19 protein-coding genes are annotated in these 25,166 nt (G+C 37.4%); 8 read left to right on the top strand and 11 right to left on the bottom strand.

Annotated features, from left to right (window positions below; translation table 11 throughout):
* Positions 1-37: 37 nt before the first annotated feature.
* From OK18_RS16710 to OK18_RS16690, 5 genes are read right to left on the bottom strand one after another with little or no spacing between them, the layout of a single operon-like run.
* On the bottom strand, positions 38-1,477 hold the full coding sequence (locus OK18_RS16710; RefSeq protein WP_050021138.1) for a glycoside hydrolase family 30 protein: 1,440 nt from the start codon (positions 1,475-1,477) through the stop codon (positions 38-40).
* Positions 1,478-1,512: 35 nt separating this feature from the next.
* Positions 1,513-2,319, bottom strand: a complete 807-nt coding sequence (locus OK18_RS16705; RefSeq protein ID WP_053328751.1) for a glycoside hydrolase family 16 protein — start codon at positions 2,317-2,319, stop codon at positions 1,513-1,515.
* Between the two features lie 19 nt (positions 2,320-2,338).
* On the bottom strand, positions 2,339-3,760 hold the full coding sequence (locus OK18_RS16700; protein ID WP_053328750.1) for a glycoside hydrolase family 30 protein: 1,422 nt from the start codon (positions 3,758-3,760) through the stop codon (positions 2,339-2,341).
* Between the two features lie 3 nt (positions 3,761-3,763).
* Positions 3,764-5,311 (bottom strand): RagB/SusD family nutrient uptake outer membrane protein, encoded by a 1,548-nt coding sequence (locus tag OK18_RS16695; RefSeq protein WP_050021141.1) that lies wholly within the window; start codon positions 5,309-5,311, stop codon positions 3,764-3,766.
* An 11-nt stretch (positions 5,312-5,322) separates the two neighbouring features.
* The gene (locus tag OK18_RS16690) at positions 5,323-8,241 is read right to left on the bottom strand and encodes a SusC/RagA family TonB-linked outer membrane protein (protein WP_053328749.1); all 2,919 of its coding nucleotides are present in this window, start codon (positions 8,239-8,241) and stop codon (positions 5,323-5,325) included.
* A 177-nt stretch (positions 8,242-8,418) separates the two neighbouring features.
* Here OK18_RS16690 and OK18_RS16685 point away from each other — a divergent pair, with 177 nt between their 5' ends.
* The 4 genes from OK18_RS16685 to OK18_RS16670 all read left to right on the top strand — a co-directional run bounded on the left by OK18_RS16685 (position 8,419) and on the right by OK18_RS16670 (position 13,839).
* Entirely contained in the window at positions 8,419-9,606 is a 1,188-nt protein-coding gene (locus OK18_RS16685) for an MFS transporter (RefSeq protein WP_082129218.1), read from the top strand.
* Positions 9,607-9,627: 21 nt separating this feature from the next.
* Entirely contained in the window at positions 9,628-10,416 is a 789-nt protein-coding gene (locus OK18_RS16680; RefSeq protein WP_050021143.1) for an NUDIX hydrolase, read from the top strand.
* A gap of 128 nt (positions 10,417-10,544) precedes the next feature.
* Positions 10,545-11,723 carry an acyl-CoA dehydrogenase family protein gene (locus OK18_RS16675; protein ID WP_053328748.1) on the top strand — a complete coding sequence of 393 codons (1,179 nt, stop codon included), beginning with the start codon at positions 10,545-10,547 and terminating at the stop codon, positions 11,721-11,723.
* A gap of 160 nt (positions 11,724-11,883) precedes the next feature.
* Entirely contained in the window at positions 11,884-13,839 is a 1,956-nt protein-coding gene (locus OK18_RS16670; protein ID WP_053328747.1) for a T9SS type A sorting domain-containing protein, read from the top strand.
* Positions 13,840-13,908: 69 nt separating this feature from the next.
* On the opposite strand, the gene OK18_RS16665 is transcribed toward OK18_RS16670, so the two are convergent.
* The 5 genes from OK18_RS16665 to rsmG all read right to left on the bottom strand — a co-directional run bounded on the left by OK18_RS16665 (position 13,909) and on the right by rsmG (position 20,787).
* The gene (locus OK18_RS16665) at positions 13,909-16,275 is read right to left on the bottom strand and encodes a patatin-like phospholipase family protein (RefSeq protein WP_053328746.1); all 2,367 of its coding nucleotides are present in this window, start codon (positions 16,273-16,275) and stop codon (positions 13,909-13,911) included.
* A gap of 185 nt (positions 16,276-16,460) precedes the next feature.
* Positions 16,461-19,148, bottom strand: a complete 2,688-nt coding sequence (locus OK18_RS16660; protein WP_053328745.1) for a PD-(D/E)XK nuclease family protein — start codon at positions 19,146-19,148, stop codon at positions 16,461-16,463.
* On the bottom strand, positions 19,145-19,666 hold the full coding sequence (locus OK18_RS16655) for a DUF922 domain-containing protein (RefSeq protein WP_228377638.1): 522 nt from the start codon (positions 19,664-19,666) through the stop codon (positions 19,145-19,147). Before OK18_RS16655 ends, OK18_RS16660 begins: the two co-directional genes overlap by 4 nt.
* 14 nt (positions 19,667-19,680) lie before the next feature.
* Positions 19,681-20,088, bottom strand: coding sequence for a hypothetical protein (locus OK18_RS16650; RefSeq protein WP_050021148.1), 408 nt, complete (start codon positions 20,086-20,088; stop codon positions 19,681-19,683).
* A 63-nt stretch (positions 20,089-20,151) separates the two neighbouring features.
* Complete coding sequence (gene rsmG / locus OK18_RS16645; RefSeq protein WP_053328744.1) at positions 20,152-20,787, bottom strand: 16S rRNA (guanine(527)-N(7))-methyltransferase RsmG; 636 nt, start codon at positions 20,785-20,787, stop codon at positions 20,152-20,154.
* A gap of 274 nt (positions 20,788-21,061) precedes the next feature.
* Between rsmG and OK18_RS16640 the strand changes: the two genes are divergently transcribed.
* The 4 genes from OK18_RS16640 (at position 21,062) to OK18_RS16625 (ending at position 23,697) form a co-directional block, all read left to right on the top strand.
* On the top strand, positions 21,062-22,255 hold the full coding sequence (locus OK18_RS16640; protein ID WP_050021150.1) for a pyridoxal phosphate-dependent aminotransferase: 1,194 nt from the start codon (positions 21,062-21,064) through the stop codon (positions 22,253-22,255).
* A gap of 151 nt (positions 22,256-22,406) precedes the next feature.
* Positions 22,407-23,039, top strand: a complete 633-nt coding sequence (locus OK18_RS16635) for a peroxiredoxin (protein ID WP_050021419.1) — start codon at positions 22,407-22,409, stop codon at positions 23,037-23,039.
* A gap of 101 nt (positions 23,040-23,140) precedes the next feature.
* Positions 23,141-23,449, top strand: coding sequence for a thioredoxin family protein (locus tag OK18_RS16630; RefSeq protein WP_050021420.1), 309 nt, complete (start codon positions 23,141-23,143; stop codon positions 23,447-23,449).
* Positions 23,449-23,697, top strand: a complete 249-nt coding sequence (locus tag OK18_RS16625) for a DUF6952 family protein (RefSeq protein WP_002980002.1) — start codon at positions 23,449-23,451, stop codon at positions 23,695-23,697. The genes OK18_RS16630 and OK18_RS16625 overlap by 1 nt, the downstream gene beginning before the upstream one ends.
* Positions 23,698-24,449: 752 nt before the next feature.
* Here the strand turns inward: OK18_RS16625 and OK18_RS16620 are convergent.
* The gene (locus OK18_RS16620; protein ID WP_050021153.1) at positions 24,450-25,139 is read right to left on the bottom strand and encodes a Bax inhibitor-1/YccA family protein; all 690 of its coding nucleotides are present in this window, start codon (positions 25,137-25,139) and stop codon (positions 24,450-24,452) included.
* Positions 25,140-25,166 lie beyond the last annotated feature (27 nt).

The following is a 25,166-nucleotide window of genomic DNA, read 5'->3' as shown; positions in this document are numbered from 1 at the left end:
GGCCGCCGGTTCTGTTAAAAATAAAATTAATATGAAATTATAAAATTACGGTCTGTATAGAATGCGCGGGAGCTGTCAGCCGGGCAGCCATTCCTTCAATCCATAGATTGGTATCAATATCAGTATCGGAATCATTCATGATAACCGTCACCAACTGTCCGTTCTCATTCATAAAAGCTGTTGACGTCAGGGCTGCTCTGTTGGAAGAGCTTCCGATTCTTTGGGCATTGGGTTTGATGAATTTTGAGACATGCCCTACATAATAATACTCATAGGTATAGTACACCTCCCCTGTTTTTGTATCAGCAATAATAGGGGCAAAGCAAAAATTGCCTTTATGGTTGGGGCCGCCTGTTTCATCCAGTAAAACGTTCCAGTCTGTCCACAAAGCATTTCCTTTATTGAAATCATTCAGCATATTCTTCCCGTACAGCTCTCCCAGGCTTACATCATAGATTTTGTCCATATTAAACTGTTCCTTGCATCCCTCAGTAAAGGCCAGAAACTTATCCGGAAATGCCCTGTGAGTTTCTGCCAGGTTGTCAAACAGCTGGGTTTTGTTATTCCAGGTTTCGTACCAGTGATATCCGATACCGTGGGCATATTTTGAAGTTTCCGGATCAGCCAGGGTGGTGGTGGCTCTTTGGTAGATCAGATCCCTGTTATGATCCCAGATCATCACTTTTTTATCTTTATATCCGTTTTTCCAAAGGGTTGGTCCCAGGTTGTTTTTCAGAAACTCTCCTTCTTCTTCCGCTGTGTAAATACAGGATTCCCAGCTTTGGGTAGCCATAGGTTCGTTTTGAACGGTTAAGCCCCAAACGTTGATTCCTCTTTTTTCATATTCTCTTATGAATTTAATATAATAGTCTGCCCAGGTCTGGTAATATTGATTTTCCAGTCTTCCACCTTTGTATAAACTTTTATTGGATTTCATCCATGCCGGCGGGCTCCATGGTGAAAAATAAAAGATAAAATTTTTTCCTATCGCTTTCTGTGCTTCACGAATCATGGGAATCTTATACTTTTCGTCATGGGCTACCGTAAAAGATTTCAAAGAAGTATCATGATCTGCCACATAGGTGTATGAATCACTTGAAAAGTCGCAGGAGTTCATATTGGTTCGGACTACTGTATACCCCAGCCCGTCTTTACCATAATAAGCGTTTAAAATTTCTTTCTGCTTATTCTCAGGCATTTTATAAAAGGTTTCTGCAGCAGCATCGGTGATTGCCCCACCAATTCCTATCAGCTTCTGATATTTAAAATTAGGAGCTACAAAAATACACGCTTCTGTTTCTTTGGGCTGACCAAATTTTTCGAACTTCACGGTCCCCTTATCCACCATTTTCTCATTAGCCTTTGAATGGGTAAGAATTACCTTAGCTGTTTTTCCTTCATTTTTTTTCCAATAGTTTTGAGCATTGGCATTGAAAACAACACCTACCACAAAACAGCTTACAATTAGTTTTCTCATGATTTTTTATTTTTGGACCCTGGTCCTCTTTTTCATTAATTATTTTGATAGACCCTTACATAGTCTATATAATATTTCTGTGGGAAAACAGCGTCATCAATTCCTTCTTTTCCGCCCCAGAAGCCACCTATTGCCAGATTGAGTATAATAAAGCAGGGTTGATCAAAAGGCCATGCTTCATAGACTTTCTCTTTATTTTCGTAGGTGAAAAACTTCATGTCGTCAACATAAACATTAATTTTTTCCGGTGTCCACACCGCTTTATATACATGAAACGTTTCACTAACATCCTTTACAAATAGGGTATCTGTTTTCTGTGTCCCCCGGATATGGTTGTATTTTTGAGTATGTACCGAGGCGTGTATGTATCCTTGATTGAAACCTACATGTTCCATAATATCAAGCTCGCCATCATCCGGCCATTTCTTCATATTTTCACTCATCATCCAGATTGCCGGCCATGTTCCGCGGCCTTTGGGAAGCCTGGCCCGCACTTCTACAGTTCCGTATTGAAAAGAAAATTTTTCTTTCGTTAAAAGCCTTGCTGAAGTATAGGCATTGTTTTCCCACTTTTCTTTTCTGGCTTCTATCACCAGATTGCCATTTTCCATCCGGGCATTTTCGGGTCTACGTAGGGTATAAAACTGGGCTTCATTATTGCCGAAACCATTTCCTCCCACATCGTAGTTCCATTTTGAAGAATCCGGGAGCCCTTTTCCATTAAATTCATCACTCCAGATCAGCTTTCTGCCGGAATCTGCTTGCCTTGAAATACAGCTCATTGCAGATAAAGCCAGGATTACTATACAAAGTTGTGTGATATTTTGAAGTGTAAATTTCATTCCCGATCTCTGGTATTCATTAAAAAATATAGGTTGCTGCTGAATTTCCGGGGATTATTACAGCTGTTTTATTTTTCCCATTATAGATGATGTTAAAATTTTCATCCGATTTGCTATCATTCTGGACAATCAGGACTGTTTTTCCGGCAGGAGTCTTAAAAGCTGCTGTCGAAAGATTTCCTGTCTGAGTAGAGGCAATACGCTGTGATCCCGCGGGAATAAATTTGGATGCATGAGCAATAATGTAATAAGAAACATTTCTGGTAAAATTCTCTTTGTCAGAAACGGTAATCGCTCCCTTACATTCTGTACATCCGCCTTCTGTATGCGGTCTGTATTCCTGATCATTAGCCAGGTTCCATTCCAGTGCTATTGTACTCCAATTTCTCATAGACCCGATGATCACATTTTTAGTATGCCAGTTCAGGTCTTCATTAAAAGTTCCTTTTGATCCTGTCCATTGTTCCGTAAAATAAAGATTTTTTTCCGGAAAAGCCGCATGAACAGTACTTAAAGCTGATATTTCTCCTTCATAAAGATGGAAAGCAGAACCGTCAATATACTGATAAGCATCCGGATCTTTCAGAATATCAAGAACATATTCCGGCTTATTGCAGTTATGATCATAGATCACAATTTTAGTATTAATTTTATGAGATCGGAAAGCCGGACCTAAATATTGCCTGATAAAGTGTTTCTGCTGTTCGGATGGCATATATAAACTCGGGTTATTTCCCGGATGCAAAGGTTCATTCTGCGGAGTAATGGCATCAATTGTGATTCCTTCTCTCTTCATTGCCTGGATATATTTCACAAAATAATTGGCATATACACCGTAAAACTCAGGTCGTAAGCTTCCTCCTTTTGATTTCCCGTTGTCTTTCATCCATACCGGTGCCGACCAGGGCGCTGCGATAATTTTAATAGCCGGATTAATCTGTAAAATTTCTTTCAGCATGCTGATCAATGCTTTGTCCTTAATCAGGCTGAATTTTGAAAGTGAAGGATCTGTCTCTCCTTCCGGTACATCATTATAAGAAAAAACTTCTCCATCAAGGTCGGAAGCTCCTATGCTTAATCGCAGATAGCTGATTGAAATGGAGTTTTTACCGCGCCCGAAAAGCTCATTAAGCAGGGCCTTTCTTTTGGAAGGCGATAAACGGTTGATTACCTCTACACTCCCTCCGGTCAATGTATATCCGAATCCATCAACATATTGAAACTTTTGGGCAGCATCAATTTCAATAGACTGAAAGTCGTCGGAATGACTTATAAATCTTGACTGATTCTGAAGTTGCAATTTAACACTTCCATCACCTTTCGTAAGCCAGTACTCTACTTCACTTCCTTTATCCCGGACAGTACATGACAAAGGAAAAAGTACCACACCACCAAGTAGTGTGGCACCTATAAAGAAACTATATAAGTTGTGAAACTTCATGGGTTAATAGCCGGGATTTTGATGCAAAGAAGTATTGGGCAATTCATTAAACGGAATAGGTAAAATTTCATTTTTGCCTCCTTTGAATCCTTTAAAAGCAAGTTTGGAAGGTGCATCTCCCCATCGTACAAGGTCAAACCATCGGTGTCCTTCCCCGGCAAGCTCCCTCCTTCTTTCATCTTTAATTGCCTGCATAGAAACAGGAACGGAAGGTAAACCTACTCTGGCTCTTACCGCATCCAATAAAGCCTGTGCTCTTCCTCCTGCAGCTCCTAAAGCTTCTGCTTCCATCAGATAGGTATCTGCCAGCCTTATCGCAATATAATTCTGTCTGAAATTCAACTCTGGTGGCCCGGGAAGTGAACTTTTCAGGTCGTTGGTAGGCATATATTTATTCAAGAAATATCCGGTATCTGCAAACGCCGGGCTGTAGGTGATTTTCCCTTCATTCACCAATTGCTTTGCATTGAAAATCGTTACTGCCAATCTCGGATCTCCCTGCATAAAATTAAACAGATCTTCCGTTACGGTGTTAAATGCCCATCCTGCATATAAATCCGGTGCATTATTATTGGGTATCGTTGTTAAATTATAAGAACGTGGTCCCAGCATAACATTGATAGAATTTCCTTCATCTTTTCCCTGTCCCCAGAATCCCCAATCGGAATTTCCTTTATTGGTATGCATGACTTCCAGAATAGATTCTGTTGAAAACTTATAAGGATCAGCCGTTTCCGGGCCTACCTTAAACAGATCGGCATAATTGGCTACAAGTTTATATCCGTATTGGCTGGTTCCTCCCGGTGTACCATTCACTTCTGCAAATTGTGCTGCAGCTTCCGGCATCTTTTTATCATAAAGATAGATTTTCCCCAATATTGCTCTGGCAGTTCCCTGCGTAATTCTTCCTCTGTCATTTCCGCTTGCCGTCATCATTAAATCCGGAATGGCAGCGTTGATATCACTTTCTATTTGTGTATAAACCTCGCTTGGTTTTGCCTGTGGGATATGCCAGTAATCATCATCAAATTTTACACTTTTAAGCACCAGCGGAATATTTCCGAACATTCTTAGAAGCTCAAAATAGTACAGGGATCGCAAAACCTTAGCCTCAGCAATAAATCTTTTTTTCAGATCCTCACTCATTGAAGCTCCCGGTACCCTTTCTATTAAAAGGTTAGCACGGGCAATCCCCTGATAATAATCTCTCCAGTAACTTGCAGGCATGGTATTCGGGTTCAGGGAATAATTATTAAAACCCTGTATTCCTGCCCCATCATTAGAGTTTCCCCCTCCTGAATAAAAATCGTCGGAACCTGCATTAAAAAATGTAACCGTATTTTCAAAGCCTCCGGAATATTTCCTTAGAACATCATATACAGAAACCAATGCGCTGAAAGACTGCTGCTCATTTTTAAAATATAAATCCGTGTTAAAAGACCCTGAATTCTGCACATCATCCAGGTATGACCCACTACAGCTAATATTGCTAAAACTCAGACCCGTTAAAAATGTAATGGCAATCCCTTTATATAAAAATCTGTTTTTCATGTTTTTACGTATTAAAATTGAATATTTGCTCCCAGTAAGAATGTTCTGGCTTGTGGATAGTAAGCCCTGTCAACCCCGATAATATCTTGTTCAGAATTATTCCTTCCGGCAATTTCCGGATCATAGCCTGTATATTTTGTGAAGGTAAAAAGATTTTCCCCGGTGATATACAGCCTTACTTTATTCATCCCGAAACGGCTTGTAACATCCTGAGGCAATGTATAGCCTAACTGGATAATTTTCACACGGACGTAATCTCCTTTCTGAAGGTAATAGTTTGACATCCAGGAATAATTGTGGTTTGGATCATTCCTTGTTACCCTCGGGTTGTCATTTGTAGATCCCTCTCCTGTCCATCGGTCCAAAATTCTTGTCTGGTAATTGGCATCAAGGATATCCAGTCTTCTTAGTCCCTGGAAAATTTTATTCCCCGCCTGTCCTTGCGCAAATACCATAAAATCAAAATTCTTATAATTTAAATTCACAGTAAGCCCAAAGGTATATTTCGGAATAGAACTTCCTAAGTTGACTTTATCTTCTTCATCAATTTTACCATCCCCGTTGTTATCCTGCCAGATAAAATCCCCCGGTCTGGCATTCGGTAATAGTTTGTCCCCATTGGCATTTACGTAGGCATCAATTTGTGCCTGATTCTGGAAAACACCACTATAGGTCTGGCCATAAAATGATCCGTATGGCTGCCCGACAGCTACTCTTGATACGGCTCCCATTGTCTGAAAGGAAGCAAGATTGAAGTAATTAATATCATCCTCCAGTCGCAGTACCTTGTTTTTTATCGTAGCAAAATTTCCGTTTACGGATATACTGAAATCTTCCCAGTTCTTTTTATAACCCAGTTCAAGTTCCAATCCTGAGTTTTCCATATCCCCTACATTCGACCAGGGCAAATTAGGAACCCCTACATATCCCGGAATATTGATCTGTCTTAAGATATCAGTAGTTTTCTTTCTATACCAATCTGCAGTAAGGGTGAAATTCTTAAACAGTTTTAAGTCTGCAGCAATATTAAACTGGCTGGTTTGTTCCCATTTTAAGTTGGGATTTTCCAGAGTACTTGGTGCATATCCAATAATGATATTATTTCCGGCATTTGTGTAATTGCTTCCTGAAACCATAAAACTCGCAAACCTGAAGTTCTCCATTTCATCGTTCCCTAAAACTCCGTAACCTCCTCTCAATTTCAAACTATTAACCACTTTGTTTTCCGGCCAAAAGTTTTCTTTGTGCACATTCCAGCCTAAAGACATGGAAGGGAAAATTCCCCAATGCTGGTTCGTGGCAAATTTTGAAGAACCGTCCCTACGGATGGTCCCTGTGAATAAATACTTATCAGCATAATCATAAATAACTCTACCAAAATAAGAAGCCTTACGGGTCTGGATTCCGTCCCAGCCTTTTGCTACAATATCATCCTGAGGAATATCAAAATTAAAAGAAGCCTCTGTCCAGTTGTCGATAGGTAAATTACTATACGTCAGGCTGGCACCTCCGGATATATTGTACCGGTATACTCCCTGTCCTACCAATACACTTAGATTATGATTACCGAATTTATTTTGATAGGTCAACGTATTTTCCATACTCCATTCAAACTTATTTTCGTCCACCTTATTCAGACTATTGAAACCTGTGTTGCTATAATTAGGACTTAAATAATATTTGGGTGTAAAGGTGCGGCTTCCCCAATAGGATTTCTTACCGTTAAGACTTGTTTTGAATGTAAAATGATCAAGGAATTTAAGTTCAGCAAAAATATTACCTACAAAATCATCCGACCAATTGTGGTTACCTTGCTGAATGGTACGGAAAGCTCTTGGATTCGTCATTTCATTGTTTACATACCGCGAGATACCATAAGGGCGGCCTTCAGGATCCCGAATGATGTAAGGGTTTGTATAGCCGTTGGGGTCTACCATCGACCAGTCTGTCACCACCACCGGAGTTGTAGGATCCAGGTTCACTGCCGAAGCCAGAGGACCTCCATATTCTTCATTGGCGCTCACTCCCTGAGATTTTGTGTGGGTATAAGCAAAGGTTTGCCCTAAAGTTAAATAATCAGTAACCTTATGAGTTGAGTTGAACCTTCCGTTTATCCTTTTGTAGTAAGAGATATCACTCATTACAATGCCGGTCTGATCAAAGTATCCAAATGATGTATAATAACTTGATTTATCATTGCCACCCGTGATGCTTACTTCGTGAGAGGATTTTTCACCCGTTCCGAAAATCGTATCCTGCCAGTTGGTTCCTTTTCCAAATGCTTCAGGATTGGGAAATCTTGGTGCACCCCCATCATTTACCAATCCTTCATTGATGATTTTTGCATATTGGGTGGCATCCAGAAGATCCAATTTTTTAGAGGCATTTGAAAAACCGTAAAACCCGTTATAAGAAAGACTGAGTCTTCCCTTTTTGCCTTTTTTGGTAGTAACCAGAATTACCCCTTTTGCCGCAGAGACACCGTAAATAGCAGATGATGCTCCATCTTTCAAAACTTCGATACTCTCTATGTCAGATTGATTGAGCCATCCGATGTTATCTACAACAATTCCGTCAACAACCCATAAGGGGCTATTACTTCCTGCCCCAAAACTGGTAATTCCACGTACCCTTACTGTGGCAGGTGCCCCGGGCTGTCCGGAATTGGTTACTACCGAAACTCCTGCAGCCCTTCCCTGCAGTACCTGTTCCGGTTTACCTGCCGGGATATTTTCTATGTCACTGGCTTTAATACTTGCTATAGCTCCGGTTACATTACTCTTTTTTTGAGTACCATAACCAATCACTACAATCTCATCTATTTTGTTTTCCTTTGAAACGGTGTCCTTCACTGTTGTCTGGGCACTGAAATTAGCTGTAAAATAGAGGACAGCCACCATTCCTACGCTTCTCGATATTTTTACATTCATATACAGTTATTATTTTAATTCTCAAATTGAGACAATAAAAATATATTTTTTTTCAATTAATTAACATTTCATTAATAATTATTTTAATTTTTCGTTTATTTTTGGGACTTGAAAGCCTTATCTTTCTACCCATAATTCATAAATATTTATAAAAATCCAATTCAGATACTCCCCAAAATGGCAGCCAAGCTTTCTCAAATTTCACTTCCTCTAAAATTAACTTTCCTGATTTTTTCCATGGTTTTAAATTGCATGGGACTTATCATTCTGCAGTTGTCTGAGGCAAAAATCACCTATGGAGAACTGGGAATGCTGGAGTCTTTTAAAGATCTTCCCATCGCTTTTATCTCCCTTTTTGCCGTGAGTTTCATTAACAGGACCGGAACAAAAAAAGCCATAATCCTTGCTTTGATTATTGTAGGAATTTGCTCATCGCTGCTTCCTTTTATAGCAGACTTTTGGTTTTATAAAGTGTGGTTTGCAATCATTGGAGCCTGCTTTGCGATAGGCAAAATCTGTGTTTTCGGAATCATAAGGAATAATATTTCTGATGAAAAAGCGTTGGCAAAAACCATGAACAGCGTAGAAGCATCCTTTATGATAGGCATTTTTGTAGTCAATACCGGCTTTGGCTGGCTGATTTCCAGCCAGTACTCCGAATTCTGGAAATCCGGATTTTTACTGATCACACTTCTCTCTGCAGTAACGATATTTTTGTTTTCGAGAATAGAAATTTCAGAAGCAGGCACCACAGAAAACAAGAGCCTTATTTCTGAATTGTCAGGTTTTACCACACTTCCTGTATTACTGTTTCTGGGGGTTATTTTCTTTATTGTTTTTGTAGAACAGGGATTTAATTCGTGGCTTCCTTCTTTTTACAAAAATCACCTGAAAGTCAATTCTTTTTTTGCTTTACAGGCCTCTTCTTTTCTGGCTCTTTTCTCTTATGCCGGAAGAACCGTCACGGCTAATATTATCAGGAATTTTTCACTAACAGGATATTATGTGTCATGCATTTTTTTTATTATAACCATTCTTGTCATTATTCTGGGAATACAATATTTTGATCATGAAAATTCCAGGCTGCTGCTTTTTCTGTTTCCGGTGATCGGTTTGTTTCTGGCACCACTTTACCCTGTTATTAATTCAAAAATGATTGCCACTATCGGTAAGGCTAAGATCAATCTTTTCACTTCACTGATTGTTATTTTCTCCTCTCTGGGCAGCTCTGTAAGCTCTATCATTATGTCACTATTGTTTGAAAAAAAACTGTTAAATTTTTATCCTTTATATATTTTAGGCTCCGTACTTATTCTTTTTATGATTAGTTTAGTATATTTTAAATTCTCTCGAAAGAATAGCTAGAAAATATTTATTTTTACGGCCATGAAAATTAAAGACACAAAAAATAAAGAAACCCTTCAGGAGCTTATCGATACTAAAGATTTTGTAGCCCATGTATCGGTAGACTGTACAATATTCGGTTTTCATAACAACATTTTGAAGGTATTGCTTTTAAAGTATCATGATCTGGATTTATGGTCACTCCCGGGCGGTTTTGTATTTAATGATGAAGATCTCCGGGAAGCAGCCGCAAGGGTATTATTTGAGAGAACACACCTTAAAGACTTGTTTTTAAAGCAGTTTCATACTTTCGGAAGAATAGACCGTACAGAAAATAACGTTCACCAGATTCTTCTTCAAAACAAAGGAATAGAGGTTCCGAAAGATCACTGGATCTTCCAAAGATTTATAACGGTTGGCTACTGCAGCCTTATCGATTTTTCAATAGCCAATACTTTTCCTGATGCTTTCAATGAAAGCTGTGAATGGTTTGAAGTCAGCAAGTTACCTAAGATGGCTTTTGATCACGACAGGATCATAGAAACGGGTCTGGAGTACCTCCGTATGAATATCAATACGGAAGTGGCAGCAAGTAATCTTCTTCCGGAAAAGTTTACAATGAAAGACCTTCAGTCACTTTATGAAACAATATTAGGACAGAAGTTCAGGAGAAATAATTTTCAGCGGAAAATTTTAAGTTTAAATATTCTTGACAGACTTGAAAAATTATATGATGGCTCAGCAAATAAAGCCCCTTACCTGTATAAATTCAAAAGCAAAGTTCATAATGCCCCTAATCAGTATCCTATATCCAACGATGAGGAGGTCTGAAAATGAAAAACAGAGCACTAAAATACCATAAATAACGCTATACAATTGAAAATCAACAATAACAGAAGTTGAGAAAAAAATTTCCCAGACAAGACGAAAATTGTTATTTTTAACAAAATCAAAAAATCATGTCATATTATCCTCTTACAAGCATCCCTGATTATTACGGTATAGATGCTTTACTTACTGAAGAACACAAACTAATCCGCCAATCTGTAAGAGACTGGGTAGAAAGTTTTGTAATGCCGCAGATTGATCAGGCAGCACAAAACCATACAGATCTTCCCGGCCTGATGAGAGAATTAGGAAAAATTGGGGCTTTAGGTCCATATATCCCGGTGGAATATGGCGGTTCAGGATTAGACCAGATTTCTTACGGTTTAATCATGCAGGAGTTGGAAAGAGGAGATTCTGCAGTACGTTCTGCTGCATCTGTGCAAAGCTCACTGGTAATGTTTCCTATCAACGAATTCGGTTCTGAAGAGCAGAAAAGAAAATACCTTCCTAAGCTTGCTGCAGGAGAAATGATCGGGTCTTTTGGGCTGACTGAGCCTAATCACGGCTCTGACCCGGGTTCTATGGAGACTTATTTTAAAGATATGGGAGATCATTATCTTTTAAATGGTGCCAAAATGTGGATCACCAATTCACCGTTATGCGATATCGCTGTGGTTTGGGCAAAAAATGAAGAAGGAAAAGTACAGGGTCTCATCGTTGAAAGAGGAATGGAAGGCTTTACCACTCCGGAAACACACAATAAATGGAGCTTAAGGGCTTCAAAAACTGGAGAACTGGTATTCAATGATGTGAAAGTTCCTAAAGAGAATTTACTTCCGGGAGTTACAGGACTTAAAGGACCACTTTCTTGTCTGAACTCTGCCAGATATGGAATTTCATGGGGAGTAATCGGTGCTGCTATCGACTGTTACTGCACTGCAGTTCAATATTCGAAAGAAAGAAAACAATTCGGTAAACCAATCGGCTCCTACCAGCTTCAGCAAAAGAAATTAGCTGAATTCCTGACAGAAATTACAAAAGCGCAATTGTTATGTCTTCAGCTGGGAAATCTTAAAAATGATCATAAGGCTACTCCTGCACAGATTTCAATGGCAAAACGAAACAACGTAAAAATGGCTATTGATATCGCAAGAGAATCAAGACAAATACTTGGAGGTATGGGAATTATGGGAGAATTCCCAATGATGAGACACGCTGCGAATTTAGAATCGGTTATCACCTATGAAGGGACTCATGATGTTCATTTGTTAATCACCGGTTTAGATATTACAGGAATCAACGCTTTTTAAATCAAAGCAAAATATACCGAAAGAGTCTGGTCCATGGACCAGACTCTTTTATTTTAGTCACTTTCAGGAGATTTGATATTCAATGAATAATTATTAATGTCGTAATTTTTAATTAAATTTATTAAATACACTATATTGATACCACTAAAAAAATATCAATATGAGAAAAATCGCCGTTTTTTTATTAGGGTTAGCCGCACCATTTTACTTTGCCCAGCAACCCGGTGATCTGGTAAGCGTAGAACAGAAACTGGACTTAACCCCGCAAGGTGTTGTCAATTTTATTGCAAATAACCTTGGAGAACAGAATGCTCCTGATTTTGTAAATTATCTTAACGGGTTTAATGTGGGAGTAAAAGGTTATAAAATTACCTATTACACTAAAAATGAGAATAATAACCTGGTAAAGGCAACCGGACTTCTTATGTTTCCCAATGTGGGATTTAAGCTTTCAACAGTAGTTTCAGATCATGGTACAACCGACAGCAGGCATAATGTCCCCTCCAATTTTAAAGGAACATTAACAGCCGGGTTTGTTGTTGAATTATCGTATGTACTTAACGGATATATTTTAATGGCCCCTGATTACGTAGGGATGGGAACCGGAGAAGGTACTCACCCGTATGTAGATTATGCCACAGAAGCCGGGGCTACCATAGATTTTGTAACGGCAGCTGATAAAGTTTTGTCTCAATTGGGAGTAAAACGGTATGATGAATATTTCTTAGCGGGATATTCCCAGGGAGCCCATGCCGCAATGTCTACACTCAAGAAGTTAAGTGTGTCTAATCCTACTAATTTAAAATTTAAGTATGCTTATATGGGAGACGGCCCTTATGACTTCTCAGGGATCACTCTCAATAAAGGGGTTTTGGAAAAAGATTTTTATCCTTTCACTGCATTTTTAGCCAATGTTCTGCATAGCTGCAATAATACCGGATATAAAACTTATACCAGCGATATTTCGGAAGTCATTTCTGCAGAATACCTGGACCGTTACAATTATCATGTAGTCCAGGATAACGGAGGGCTGCTTTGGGGTCCCGTTATATGGAGAAAGCTTTTTACCACCAATTTTATCAATGATGTGACCAATAATCCAGGTAACAAACTCAGACAATGTATGAAACCTAAGGATGTATACGATTGGTATAATAAAACTCCTATGACTTTGGGCCATTCTACCGTAGATCTGGCTATTCCACCCGAAAATACTTCCAAAACCATTGAAGTACAGCGTGGATATTATCCATGGTGGGATCTGAATAAATATAAACTTGACTCCTTTTACTGGGGACCTTTGGGTCATATAGGAGGTATTGTACCTTTCGTTCTGGCATCAAATGCAAAATTCAATACATTGAGGAGCGGCGGCCTTTTAAATCAATGGGCTATTGCAGATTCCATTTTTGGCAAACAGTCCGCTCCAGTTCTCTCACAGGCTGATCCATTATCCTCTTCCCAGATAAAACCAGATCTTGGAACTATGCAACTGATTCAAATTACAGATTTCAACCAGGAAAAAGCCATAAGCAGATCAGCAGCAAACCGCAATTTATCTTCTTTAAAGGATGGAGTCTATCTTTTAAAAGTATCGGAAAACAATGAAGATAAATTGATTCCTTATATCAAAAGTACCCCAAAGGAAATTGCAGAAAATGAAATGGTTCAATCTGAAAATAATGCTGTTTTACAATTAAAAATTAATCCGCAGGAACTTTCCTCAGTACATATTTTTGATGAAAATAAAAACCTGGTTAAAACCATTTCCAATGAACAATACCAGGAAAACAACGGCATTGATATACGGAATCTGGAAAGCAGAAATTATATTTTTGAAGTGGTAACTCCGTTTTATAACCTTCAGTTTAAAAAATCAATCGGTCGTGGACTAACAGAAGACATTTCCGAGATCTATACGCAAAATCGTCAAATTAAAGCCAGATCGGGTGATATTATCAAAAGCATTAGTATATATAGCATCTCTGGTACTTTGGTGCTTCAACAAGAGGTCAATAAATCCAGCTTTGAATCTGACAATTTAGAGCCGGGAGTATATGTGGTGCAAATCAGTCTTTCTAATGGTAAAGTAAACCATAAAAAAATAAAACTCTAACTATCCTCTTCTATTAATTTCAAGTTAATTTTTTATACACCTCATTTCTTTGGGGTGTATTTTTATGGATTAAAATTTAAATCCTATACTGAAATATATTCTCCAGAATTCAAGATAATCATTTCTTGAAATATTAAAACTGATTGGACCTAAGAGAGATTCATATCCGAGATTCAGTCCGTAACCCAGAATATTATAACTTTGTTTAAAAGGTGACAGCTCCTGACTGATTTTACCATAATGAAGGGAGGGTGTCAGGTACAATCGTCTCATGATTCTGTATTGAAGCGCTACTCCAGCTTTGGCAACAGAAGTTACAGGCAGCTCTTTCTGGCGTAATCCATTAAATTCGGGATTGAGTAAATCATAATTGTATTCACTTCCTCCCAGATTATATTTCTCATTAAGAAACAGATAAGGATATTTTCCCTCCTTCTGGGATCCGAAACTTGTTCCCAGGAATAGATTGCCTTTTACGGTCAGTCTTCTTGTAACAGGATGAGCAAAATTTTCATTTAAAGTAAATGAAACCAGATTTTCAGGCTGATAGTAATAATCTCCCTTAGGGTTTAAAATAGAATACAACTGAGGTTGTACCTGCTCTAAATCATACAATTCATATTGATCTCCATAATAAAACCTGGCGCTGGCCTGAAGATGATTTCCTTTGGTAGAAAAATATTTCTTGTTAAGGTTGTTCTGCTCAAATTTCAGAAAAGTATTAAAATTGCTGTGATTATATAGTTTTTTACTGTAATTATCATACCTTGTCTGATCTACTTTATCCAATAGACTATACATTCTTTCCGTACTGAATTCGGTACCTAAAGAAATAAATGCATTCGGTGTAACATTATAATTTAAGGCAATTTTCCCGGTTATATTTCTATACATATGATTAGGGAATCTGGCATTCTCACTTTCGCTATAAATATCTACCAATCTAAAAGTCAGGTCATTACTTTTAAGATGTATCATTTTAGCTTCCGCTTCAAACCACCATCGATCTCCGGTACCCAGAAACTGCTGATACGCCAATCTGGCTTTAAAACGTTCTGAAATATCTACAGTTGCTAAAAATCTTGATCTGTTCATCAGGATATTCCGGTATGTATAATTTACAATAATTCCTACAGATTGTTCCGTATCATAATGGAGAGCCAGTTTAAAGGCACCCTTTTTAGCTCTTTTCACAAAAATATTCATTACAAGATGGTCATTTTCAGTGATATAGGTATAATACACTTTCTCATACTGACGCATCCCGAAAACCCGGTCAATGGCTTCGTTGATCGTTTTAGCATCATAATACTTTCCTTCCACCAATCCCATCTGATTTTTAATTACCTTTATTTCAGCAGTATCGGTAATTGGGGTTCCATCTTCTTCATTATATGTAAACTTTGCTGTTGGCATTTTTACTTCCTCAATCATCTGGTGCTCACTTTTAATACCCAGCTTTTTCTGCGCTTCTGCCAATGCTACAAATTCAGGAAGATGTTTTCTTGCTTCCGTTTCTCCAATTTTGATAATCCTTCTGAACTTTGCAAAGTCTTTGGTGGTAATATCTCCCAAAGGATCTACAAAATCTACCAGTATATCGGATAGTTCCTTCTGGTGTTTAAAATCTTCTACAGAACGGATTGCATGGGTTTGATAGATCATTTTCATCGGATTTTCAATTTCCTTTTTGGTAAAAAGCCTAAACCCTGTGTATCCTCCTATTACAAAATCAGCCCCCATCTGTCTGACTTCATTTGCAGGATAATTACGGTCCAAACCACCATCTACCAATAATTTTCCATCAATATAAACCGGGGCAAAAGCCGCCGGGATCGCTAAAGTGGCACGGATTGCCAAGGGCAAAGAGCCTTTTTTCTGCATAACCAATCCTCCGTTTTCTATATCAGAAGAGGTAAGCTCTACAGGGATCCTGAGCTTGCTGAAATCATTAATATGTTTTGCATTGAAGGTAAGGGTATTAAGAACTTCACCCATATATTGCCCTTCAATATAAGAACTGGGAAGTGTCGGAAACCCTTTTACCACCGGAAACTCAAGAATATATTTGTCATACTCTCCTTTTTCGCTGATATTCACTTTATTGTAAGGGATTTTATTACTTAAAATCCTGTTCCAGTCTACTTTATAAACGGTTTTCTTCAGCTGATCAGCATTATACCCCATTGCATATAACCCGCCAAGAATACCTCCCATACTGGTTCCGGTAATATAGTCGATTTTAATACCGAGCGAATCAATCATTTTCAAAATACCGATGTGAGCAAATCCTTTGGCCCCGCCTCCACTTAGAGCGAGCCCGAATTTGGTATCCCTGGTTATATTTTGCAATGCTGTATCTAAAGTATCCGTTTTTTGTTGAGATTGTAGAGTAAAAGAGAAAATTATAGCCAATACTGTCAAAAGCTTTTTCATACGGTGCTGCGTTTGTTCAATTATCCTGAGATGAAAAGTTTACAGTAAATATACAATTATACCCCTAAAAAACTCTATGAGATTCAATAAAAACATTTTCCATTTTTTTGAGGAAAGGACTAAAAAAATTAATTAATAATTTTAAACGAGGTACAGAATTTTAGTAAAAATATAAACCGGACACCTTAATAAGACTTTATATTCTCTACAAAACTGATATCCGGATTGAGAATCTCCAGAATAAGGCTTTTAACAGATTTCATCGCCTCATCGATATCCCCTTTATCGAATTGTAACGCAACCATTCCTTTTTTGGCTTCTGCAAAGCTCCAGATTCCGGTTTCTATAGGAAAACCCCAGAATTCAGGAAGGTGTTGCACCACGTAATGATAAATACATAACTGAAGAGCCTGCTTCCGGTCACTATTATGGAAATAATCAGAAACATTGTCTTCGTCAATTTTCACATTAAGATTTTTAATTTTGGCAGTTTTATAATCGATAATTCTTAAAGTCCCATTCAGCTTATCGATTCTGTCGATAAAACCAAAAAAAGAAATTTTATCATTTCCCTCCAGGTAAAATTCTACATTTTCAAACTTTCTTTCAATATCAACAATTTCTAATTTATTGCCCTGCTTTATTAATTCAAGATCATGATTAAGGATATTTTCAATTACTTTCTTAGCAATGGCTTTATGAATATAATTCATCCCTTTTTCATAGAATTCAGGCTGATGTTTCAGTTTTTCAATGGCAATATTAATATATTGATCTACAGCTTTAATTGAATTTCGCAGATCACTTTCTTTTAATAACTTACCTTTTAAAACTTCATATACTTCTTGAAGTGAGTAATGAACCAGATTTCCATAATTTTTCACTGATAATTCTTCCTCAATCTCATCGGTTTCCGAAGTGTTTAAAATCTTGGAAAGATAAAAATCGATGGGATTATAAAGATAACTGGTAAGGTGTGAAGCAGATACTTTCTCTTTCCATTTCTGGAGGCGTTCCATTACAATTCCCGTTTTAGCAATTTCAATAGGTTTTGTAGTAATGGGATCTGAAGAATTTTCAATAATCAAATGCTCAATCTCATGAGCACTTTCCATTTCAATCTGGGTAATAAACCTGCTTTTTTCTCCAGTATTCACACCGGAACTTAAAGCATTGTACAGTAAATGAACATTTCTGGCATCCTGAATAAGCCTGTAAAAGTGATATGCATAAATGCTGTCGTTTTCCAGAAATGTATGAAGATCAAAAACCTTACGGATATCAAAAGGAATATAGGTATTCTGTGAGTTCCCAAGGGGCAGTTTCCCTTCATTCACCGAAAGCATAATGACGTTCTCAAAATTCAGGAGACGTGTCTCCAGCAGCCCCATAATCTGTAGCCCCCGTAATGGTTCTCCCTGGAAATCTATACTTTCGGAATTAATATGCTGATTAATCAGAATTTCCAGTGTTTCCATTTTGATCTCAATATTATAGGGAGTCAGCTGGTTCTTGATAATCCTGAACGCATTTTCAAAATGAGAAACATTTTCGTACTGAATGTCATCTATTTCCAGCCATTTAACCTGTTGGCAAAATGCAATCAGCTTATCGAGATAAGAATGGGTACCCTCCGCTTTCTGAAGAAGTCCGAAATACGATAATCTGCCCAGAAGTTCATGCAAAAGCTTTCCGGAAATATAGACAATATTTCTTTCTTCAATCTTTGCTTTAAAATCATTAATGATGAGTTCATCTTCGGCAGATTTGGGTAATTCTTCCAGAATCGGGAAAATATCCCTGTAATAGTAAGACGATTTATTCTTCTCCAATTGCTTTTGCAGGTAAAAAAGACGTTTTACTGCATTGGAAAAGGACAAGTTTTTCAAAGGAAATCCCATGGTAATATTCAGGCTTTCAATCCCGTGCATCACATCCAGGCTCGCAGGCAAAAGATTTTCATCAAGCAACACTACCGCTGTATTGGAATAGGTTTTATTATTGATTTCCTTAAAAATCTCCGGCAGTACTTTTGTTTGGGTTACATTTCCTGAAACCTCATAAACCTTGATTTTTTTAGGTTGGCTGAAATCATCTTCAATCCATTGAAAAGCCCGGTGCTCATCAAATTCTTTCCACATTTTATGATTTCTGAGAAATTTCCCGGCTTCCTGTCTTTCATCATCAAAGTAATAACGGTCTGCCTGAAAAAAACACTGGGCCTTATCTTGTTTCAACAGGCTCCTGACGAGTTTTTCTTCAACCGGAGTAAAGGCGTTAAACCCACAAAAAACAAAATGTTCTGAAGTACTTTTCGCAAAACTTTCAATTTCGGCTTTTGCCGTTTCATGAATCATTCCTGAGGTAGCCCAGTTCCTTTCTTTTAATTTCTCTTTCAACTCCGGAAGAAAGACATTCATATTCCGCCAGAAATTAAGGAACTTTTTTCTGGGAACACCTTCGTCATCCCCTAGGTCCTGGGCCCATTCCTTAATCCTTTCCTCATCAAACATATATTGCAGTACTGCCTGATCACTGTCTGAAAATTTCAGAATATCATCCCAATCTTTCTGCAAGGTCGGAAACCATTTTAAAAATTCTGCAAAATCTTCGTAAGGTGTAAAGTTCAGACTCCGGAATACATCATAAGAAAAAAGCCAGAGTGGTATTCCCTGAATAGGCTGCTTATCTGCAATCGTATTAATTAATTCCTCTATTGTGAAAAAATTAGGCAGGAAACCGGAGTAATTATTTTCCTCCAGAATCTGACGGATAAACACAATGGGACGCTTCCCGGGCAGAATGATATTGAACGCAGAAAGATCCGGGTTTTGCGCCAACAGTTCATGAATGATTTTATTGAGGAATTTCAAGGGGCTTTATAGCTTTTTAAATTTTCTAATTCTTGAGAAATTATCGTATTGTATTCTTCCTGTTTCTCTTTATTCATCCCATGGCGGGTTTCTTTATCATAAGAGACCTGAAAGTTTTTATAGCTGGCTGACATCTCATTATACACTGTTTTAAAAAACCTGTCATAATCCCCGGAAGTTTTAATTTTCTCTGCAATAGTTTTTCTGAATTTCCTTACAAACATCTCCGCTATATCAAAATGCTTCTGCTCATGCAGTAAAATATAATCATTGATTTTGTTTACATCCTTCCAGGATTTATCTTCATGAAAAACAGCCTTTATTTCAATACTTACGGGAGACTTTGGATTGGTAGATTTCACTACAGAATATTCCCAGCCACAGTTTGTATATGCTGCAACATCCGGATTACTTTTGCTTTTAACAGGACTCCTGAAATTATCCCAGACAAGTTTCTGCTCTTCTTTCCAGATTATTTTCTGACCATACAGGATACTCACAGTCAAAAAACAAAACATCCAGCCTAACTTCATTATTGCACCACAATTGTTTTGGTAATCCAGTTATTTCCACCGTTCCAGAATTTAAAGATATAGGTTCCCTTCTTCTGCGGACTGAAGTTGATTTGGCTGGCTCCCACATAGCTGCCTTGTGCACAAGGGCCGTTCGTAATGTATTTGTAAGAAGTAACGGTTCTTTCAAGGTTGGCATTATAGATATAATCGTATCCGTAGAAACCTTCACAATGAGACGGATAAGTAGAATAGGTTTTAATACTCTGAATGGTAAACACATCCATCGTATCATTCATGACTTTTACACTGTCTATTTTAATCTTGCCAATGGATTCTATGGTCTGGTAGTCTTCATCATCATTACACGAGACCAGAAACAGACCCGATAAAATCACCAAAAACCCAATGTTTAAAAGTTTTTTCATAACTTTTTAATTTCCCGATTATCAATAAATAGTTAGCAAAAATCATTCCTTATTGTTGTCAAATCAGGAACTAAAATTACCTTTTGACAAATAAACCACTTTTTTTGTATCAAAGAATTCTTCTTCAAAATAATTTTTAAGATTGAAAATTTCGCATTTAATTCCTGCCAGTTCCTCTGCGAGATCTCCTCCTTTTAGATATAAAACACCATTATGCTTCTGATTGAACTGCTCTTTTTCAAACTTTCCTTTCAGCCATCTTAAAAACTCAGGCATCTGGGTAACTGCCCTGCTGACTACAAAATGAAATTTATCTTTTAATTTCTCAGCCCTTCCGTGAATGGCCGTTACATTTTTTAATCCGACACCTTCTGCTACAGCATTCACTACGTTTATTTTCTTCCCGATGGAATCAATTAAAGTGAATTCTGATCCGGGAAATAAAATTGCCAGAGGAATACCCGGAAAACCACCGCCGGTCCCGATATCAAGAACTTTCGTTCCCGGAGCAAACTCCATTACTTTGGCTATTCCCAGCGAGTGCAGGATATGTTTTTCATACAGCGACTCCATATCTTTTCTGGAAATCACATTAATCTTTTCATTCCATTCATTGTACAGTTTTTCCAATTGTGCAAACTGTTCCAGCTGCGTTTCTGTTAGATCCGGAAAGTATTTTAATAGTAACGATGTAGACATGTGAATTATTATAATCCGCAAAAATAAGTTTTTATTAGCTTTATTCAAATTTTAAAGGAATGAATTGCAAACACAGATTCACTAATTGAGATCCTTTAATCTTTTTTACATAAAACGCTGCTGGACAATAACTCCATTAAAGTTTGCTGTAAAAGTATCCACTTTATGAATGTAAAAATCGTGTCCAGACCTGATAAAAATCTTTAAACCGGCTATCTTTTTTATTCCTTTTAAAAAACCTTTTTATTTATATTTGTTAAAATTCAAAAAATACATGGATAAACTTTCAGATAGAGTAAAAAGACTAGGATACTCACAGACTTTTGTAATGTCTAACAAAGCCAGGGAAATGAAAGCGAACGGAATAGATGTAATCAGCTTAACTCTTGGTGAACCGGATTTTGATGTTCCGGATAATATCAAACAGGCTGCGTTCGATGCCATCAATCAAAACTACAGCCACTACTCTCCTGTTCCCGGATTCCTGGAATTGCGTGAAGCTATTGCCTATAAATTAAAAAGAGATAATAAACTGGAGTACAAACCTACTCAAATCTGTGTTTCCAATGGTGCCAAGCAAGCTATTTTAAATGTTCTGGCAGCGATCATTAATGATGGTGATGAAGTTCTTCTTCCCGCTCCTTACTGGGTGAGCTATGATGAGATGGTAAAAATGATGGGCGGAACTTCTGTAATGCTTCCGACATCCTATGTTACGGATTTCAAAGTGACAGCAGAACAACTGGAAGAAGCCATTACAGAGAAAACCAAAGCTATCCTTTTCAGTTCTCCATGTAATCCTTCCGGCGGATATTACACCTATGATGAACTAAAATCTCTTGCTCAGGTTATTGCTAAATATCCTCATGTTACGATAATTTCTGATGAGATCTATGAGTACATCAATTATGAAACAAAAACAACCTCTATTGCCCAGTTTCCGGAAGTATACGAGCAAACAGCCGTTATTAACGGAATGTCTAAAGCATTTGCAATGACCGGCTGGAGAATCGGATACTCCGCATGCCCGGAATGGCTGGCTAAAGCCTGTGAAAAAGTACAGGGACAGATGACAAGCGGTGCCAATACTGTTGCCCAAAGGGCATCCATTGTTGCTTTAAAAACAGACCCTTCAGAATACAGGTACATGATTGATGCCTTCAAGAAAAGAAGAGACCTGGTTTATGAACTGATCAAAGAAATCCCGGGATTCAAAGTGTTGTTGCCAAAAGCAGCGTTTTATTTCTTCCCGGATATTTCACACTATATCGGTAAAAATCTGAACGGAACCGAAATTAAGGATTCGGACGATTTTGCTATGTTCCTTCTTGAAAATGCACATGTAGGATGCGTGGGCGGGCTCTCTTTCGGAAGTCCCGAATGTATCCGGTTTTCTTATGCTGCTTCAGAAGAAGATCTCAGAGAAGCCATGAGACGGATCAAAGAGTTGTTAGAGAAATTTAACTAAAAAAATAAACAAAAAAGTCCTGAATTCAGGGCTTTTTCAATTAAAACACCTTAAAAACAATTATAGATTTTATTTATCGACATTTGTTTGTTCGATAGACAAGTCTTTTATATATTTGCAACAGAAATTTAAATATAAAAACAAGAAAATTATGTCTTTAGTAGGAAAAAAATTCCCGAATTTAACGATTGACGCAATGTCTGAAATGGGTGACGATCTTAGAATCAACATCCTTGATGAAGCAGTAAACAACCAGCAAAAAGTTCTTTTATTCTGGTATCCTAAAGATTTCACTTTTGTATGCCCTACAGAGCTTCACGCTTTCCAGGAAGCTTTAGGTGAATTCGAAAAAAGAAACACTAAAGTAATCGGTGCATCTTGTGATACCAACGAAGTACACTTTGCATGGTTAAACACTCCAAAAGATAACGGAGGTATTGAAGGAGTTACTTATCCGCTTTTAGCTGATACACACAGACAATTGGCTAACACATTAGGAATCGTAGATCAGGATTTCGAATATGATGAAGATGGAAATGAAATTTTCACAGGTTCTAACGTAACTTACAGAGCGACTTACCTTATCGACGAAACCGGAAAAATTTTCCACGAAGCGGTAAACGATATGCCACTGGGTAGAAATGTAAAAGAATTCTTAAGATTAATTGACGCTTACACACACGTTCAAAAACACGGTGAAGTATGTCCGGCAAACTGGGAAGAAGGAAAAGAAGCAATGAAAGCAGACAGAACTTCTACAGCAGAATACTTAGCAAAAAATTAATATTGTAATATAACAATGTAACAATCTAACAGTACAATAATTTTACTAGATTGGTAATTTTTTAGATTGTTACATTGTTTATTTTTTCCAAAAATAAACTTATGTACACAGAATTAACCGAAGATACATTACAAAACATAGTTAACGACAACGAAAAAGTAGTTGTTCAGTATGGGGCAACATGGTGCGGAAACTGCAGGATCATGAAGCCGAAGTTCAAAAAATTAGCATCTGAAAATGAATCTATTCCATTTTTATATGTAGATGCTGAAAAGCTTCCTGAAAGCAGAAAATTAGCAAAAGTAGATAACCTGCCTACTTTCGCCATCTTTAAAAACGGAGAATTGGTAAATCAGGTTCAATCTAACCAGGCAGAAAGTTTAATTAACCTTTTTAACGAATTAGTATAATGAAGTTACCAGTAATCAGACAGTTTTATCAGAATCAGACTCCTGAAAACCTTGAAAAAACATTAGAAGTCCTGGAAAGCTTCTGTGAGTTCAGAGGAACAAGCGAAGAGGATCTTAATGTTGCAGGAGAGCTTATTACCAACATTTGCGGGGCTTTGGAAGTTCATGCCAATGTACAGAACGGAATGAGCGAAAAAGATGCTTTAAACTCTTTTGCCCAAAAGGTTTTGGGTTCTATTGATAAATAGCATTATTATATTTCTACTTAAAAGATTGTAAAAACACAATACCTGAGGTTTTCCTCATTACTATACTTTTCTATTCTTTAAGAATTATTTTATTCAATTGTAAACTTACTTCAAAGGGCTGAACAGGTCATATGAAGCAGATGTTGCATGAACTCCTTAAAGAATCCAATTAAAATCCCGGTGAAAATATCATCAGGATTTTTTGGTTCACAGCTTACATTAAACTCCAACCCTACTAATATTCTTGTACAAATATCAACTGTACCAATAGTGCCATTTGTGGGATCAAGCGCAAAAGTTGGGGGGGGGGCATATAATATTTAGATCTATTTAATTTTTAAAATTCATGCAAAGATCTTTTGACTACTCTTTATTTTAAGTAAGCTAAGAAATGAATCGATTTTTAATCGATTCAGATGAAGCGAACACTTTGCATGCGCTTAGTCAGCAGCTATGCTGTCTTCTTTTCCTGCTTGAAATAGAACATTATTTTTTTTAAACTTTGCGTGAAAACGATCTCAATAATTTTGACGCTAATCAATAATGAACAGAATTTTTATATTCAAGATCCCATTTGTGGTTAAAGCACTTATTGCAATATACTGCCATTCCGACGAAGGAGGAATATCTATTGCCGCCATGTGTGTTTAACTCTATTATCTAAAAAAACTTCCCAAAAAATCAGATTCCGAAATAAAAAATCCTGATGAAAACTCACCAGGATTCTATTTAAAATTAATAAGATCTTCCCATTAACTCCTTCTGCTCATCAGAATACTCAGGATATACCAGAATAAAAGCATAATAGAAGCAAAAAGCTGTAAAGCGGCACCTACATACTGGTTGGTTCCGAAAGCATCTTTTAATTTGCTTGTTTGATATAAAATGGTAGCTGAAGCCAGGATTACCATTCCTACCGAAAACCATAACCCAAGGTTAAAACCAAAGATCATGCCCGCTACAATCAGTCCGATGGAAATAAATCCTCCGATTACAATGATATTTCTTAAAAAAGAAAAATCTCTTTTAGAAGAAAATGCAACTGCAGAAATACCAGCAAACATCGCAATAGTAAGAGTTGCAGCCTGGAAAATTACATTAGCTCCACCCGTCATATTGGTTGCAATGAAAAGCAAAGGCATGAAGATAACAGCCTCCAGCAGGATATAAAATCCTAAACCTAAATACTGGGTAGATTTACTTTGTGAAAGTGACCATTTGGAAGCTAAAACAGAAGCTAACCAAAACACTCCAATAATCAATAGCCACGTATATCTTTGCCCAAACATCATCGCTATAACTTCTACCGGTACTGTTTTCAGCAAAATAGTTTCAACACCAATAAAAGCCAGGATTGATAAGGCAACATGCAAATACGTCTTCTTGTAAAAATTCGCCTTCTCCGCTTCTGAAGAATGAGCGACTAAAACATCTGTCATCATAGTTACTATTTTTTATAAAATCAAAAT

Source organism: Chryseobacterium gallinarum (assembly GCF_001021975.1).
Classification (GTDB): Bacteria; Bacteroidota; Bacteroidia; order Flavobacteriales; family Weeksellaceae; genus Chryseobacterium; species Chryseobacterium gallinarum.
The sequence above is the reverse complement of the archived record's forward strand: the minus strand, read 5'-3'. Positions and strand labels throughout refer to the sequence as shown.

Excerpts from the sequence above, each read along its gene's own strand:
- OK18_RS16710 (WP_050021138.1), bottom strand. The coding sequence starts at position 1,477 with ATGAGAAAACTAATTGTAAGCTGTTTTGTGGTAGGTGTTGTTTTCAAT.
- OK18_RS16705 (WP_053328751.1), bottom strand. The coding sequence starts at position 2,319 with ATGAAATTTACACTTCAAAATATCACACAACTTTGTATAGTAATCCTG.
- OK18_RS16700 (WP_053328750.1), bottom strand. The coding sequence starts at position 3,760 with ATGAAGTTTCACAACTTATATAGTTTCTTTATAGGTGCCACACTACTT.
- OK18_RS16695 (WP_050021141.1), bottom strand. The coding sequence starts at position 5,311 with ATGAAAAACAGATTTTTATATAAAGGGATTGCCATTACATTTTTAACG.
- OK18_RS16690 (WP_053328749.1), bottom strand. The coding sequence starts at position 8,241 with ATGAATGTAAAAATATCGAGAAGCGTAGGAATGGTGGCTGTCCTCTAT.
- OK18_RS16685 (WP_082129218.1), top strand. The coding sequence starts at position 8,419 with ATGGCAGCCAAGCTTTCTCAAATTTCACTTCCTCTAAAATTAACTTTC.
- OK18_RS16680 (WP_050021143.1), top strand. The coding sequence starts at position 9,628 with ATGAAAATTAAAGACACAAAAAATAAAGAAACCCTTCAGGAGCTTATC.
- OK18_RS16675 (WP_053328748.1), top strand. The coding sequence starts at position 10,545 with ATGTCATATTATCCTCTTACAAGCATCCCTGATTATTACGGTATAGAT.
- OK18_RS16670 (WP_053328747.1), top strand. The coding sequence starts at position 11,884 with ATGAGAAAAATCGCCGTTTTTTTATTAGGGTTAGCCGCACCATTTTAC.
- OK18_RS16665 (WP_053328746.1), bottom strand. The coding sequence starts at position 16,275 with ATGAAAAAGCTTTTGACAGTATTGGCTATAATTTTCTCTTTTACTCTA.
- OK18_RS16655 (WP_228377638.1), bottom strand. The coding sequence starts at position 19,666 with ATGTTTTGTTTTTTGACTGTGAGTATCCTGTATGGTCAGAAAATAATC.
- OK18_RS16650 (WP_050021148.1), bottom strand. The coding sequence starts at position 20,088 with ATGAAAAAACTTTTAAACATTGGGTTTTTGGTGATTTTATCGGGTCTG.
- rsmG (WP_053328744.1), bottom strand. The coding sequence starts at position 20,787 with ATGTCTACATCGTTACTATTAAAATACTTTCCGGATCTAACAGAAACG.
- OK18_RS16640 (WP_050021150.1), top strand. The coding sequence starts at position 21,062 with ATGGATAAACTTTCAGATAGAGTAAAAAGACTAGGATACTCACAGACT.
- OK18_RS16635 (WP_050021419.1), top strand. The coding sequence starts at position 22,407 with ATGTCTTTAGTAGGAAAAAAATTCCCGAATTTAACGATTGACGCAATG.
- OK18_RS16630 (WP_050021420.1), top strand. The coding sequence starts at position 23,141 with ATGTACACAGAATTAACCGAAGATACATTACAAAACATAGTTAACGAC.
- OK18_RS16625 (WP_002980002.1), top strand. The coding sequence starts at position 23,449 with ATGAAGTTACCAGTAATCAGACAGTTTTATCAGAATCAGACTCCTGAA.
- OK18_RS16620 (WP_050021153.1), bottom strand. The coding sequence starts at position 25,139 with ATGATGACAGATGTTTTAGTCGCTCATTCTTCAGAAGCGGAGAAGGCG.